This is a genomic window from Rhodococcus sp. KBW08, from assembly GCF_003852455.1.
GTDB lineage: Bacteria > Actinomycetota > Actinomycetes > Mycobacteriales > Mycobacteriaceae > Rhodococcus_F > Rhodococcus_F baikonurensis.
Map to the genome: position 1 here is coordinate 1 of NZ_QAJJ01000065.1, position 1,543 is coordinate 1,543.

Consider the following 1,543-nt stretch of genomic DNA (forward strand, 5'->3'; position numbering starts at 1 on the left):
CGTGGGTTGGTGGTGGGTGGTTGGGATGGTGTGGGGGTGGCTGTGGGGGGTTTGACGTTGGTGGATGTGTTGGATGGTCGGTTTGCTGGTGTGGGTGGTGGGGGTTTGGTGTGTGGTGGGGTGGTGTTGTCGTGGGGTGAGTTCGATGTTCGGGTGAATCGTTTTGCGCGGTTGTTGATTTCGTTGGGTGTGGGTCCGGAGTCGCGGGTGTGTGTGGCGTTGTCGCGGTCGGTGGAGTTGTTGGTGGCGGTGTTTGCGGTGGTGCGGGCTGGTGGGGTGTTCGTTCCGGTGGATGTGGGTGCGCCGGTGGAGCGGGTGGGGTTTGTGGTGGGGGTGGTGGATCCGGTGGTGGTGTTGTCGCGGGCTGGTGATGGTGGGTGTTTGCCGGTGGGGGTGGGGTTTGTGGATGTGGGTTGTGTTGATGTTTCGGGGTTTTCGGGTGGTCCGGTGGGGGTGGGGGATCGGTTGGGGGTGTTGTTGCCTGAGCATGCGGTGTATGTGATGTTCACGTCGGGGTCGACGGGTCGTCCGAAGGGGGTGGTGGTCTCGCATGCGGGGGTGGTGAATCGGTTGTTGTGGATGCAGGGGGAGTTTCCGTTGGGTGTGGGGGATGTGGTGTTGCAGAAGACGCCGGTGTCGTTCGATGTGTCGGTGTGGGAGTTGTTTTGGCCGTTGATGGTGGGTGCGCGGTTGGTGGTGGCGGATCCGGGTGGGCATCGTGATCCGGTGTATTTGGTGGGTGTGATCGAGCGGTGGGGTGTGTCGGTGGTGCATTTTGTGCCGTCGATGTTGGAGGTGTTCGTGGGGGAGCCTTCGGTGGTGGTGGGGTGTTCGAGTCTGCGTCGGGTGTTTGTTTCTGGTGAGGGGTTGTCGTCGGTGTTGGCGGGGCGGTTTGCGGGGGTGTGTGGTGCGGAGTTGGTGAATTTGTACGGGCCGACGGAGGCGTCGGTGGATGTGACGTTTCATGTGGTGGAGGGTGTTGTGGGGGTGGGTGTTCCGATTGGTCGGCCGGTGTGGAATACGCGGGTGTTGGTGTTGGATTCGCGGTTGCGGCCGGTTCCGGTGGGTGTGGTGGGGGAGTTGTATGTGGGTGGGGTGCAGGTGGCTCGGGGGTATGAGGGTCGTGCGGATTTGACGGTGGGTCGGTTTGTGGCGGATCCGGTGTCGGGGGTGGTGGGTGCTCGGGTGTATCGGACGGGTGATGTGGTGCGGTGGGGGTGTGGTGGGGTGTTGGAGTTTGTGGGGCGTAGTGATTTTCAGGTGAAGGTGCGGGGGCAGCGGGTGGAGTTGGGTGAGGTGGAGGCGGTGTTGGCTGCTCAGGTGGGGGTGGCTGGTGCGGTGGTGGTGTTGAGGTCGGGTGTGGGTGGGGATTTTTTGGTGGGGTTTGTGGTGGGGTGTGTGGGGGTGGTGGTGGACGAGGTGGCGGTGTTGGAGGGGGTGCGGAGGTCTCTTCCGGGGTTCATGGTGCCGTCGGTGGTGGTGGTGTTGGGGGAGTTTCCGGTGACGGTGCATGGGAAGTTGGATCGTAAAGCCCTCCCGGACA

Annotated in this window: 1 protein-coding gene; it reads left to right on the plus strand. The window is 63.0% G+C overall.

Translation table 11 applies throughout. The annotated features are described in order from the left end of the window. Positions 1-1,543, plus strand: a 1,543-nt coding sequence (locus DBV08_RS32060) for an amino acid adenylation domain-containing protein (protein WP_124570137.1), incomplete at both ends; no start/stop codon positions are given.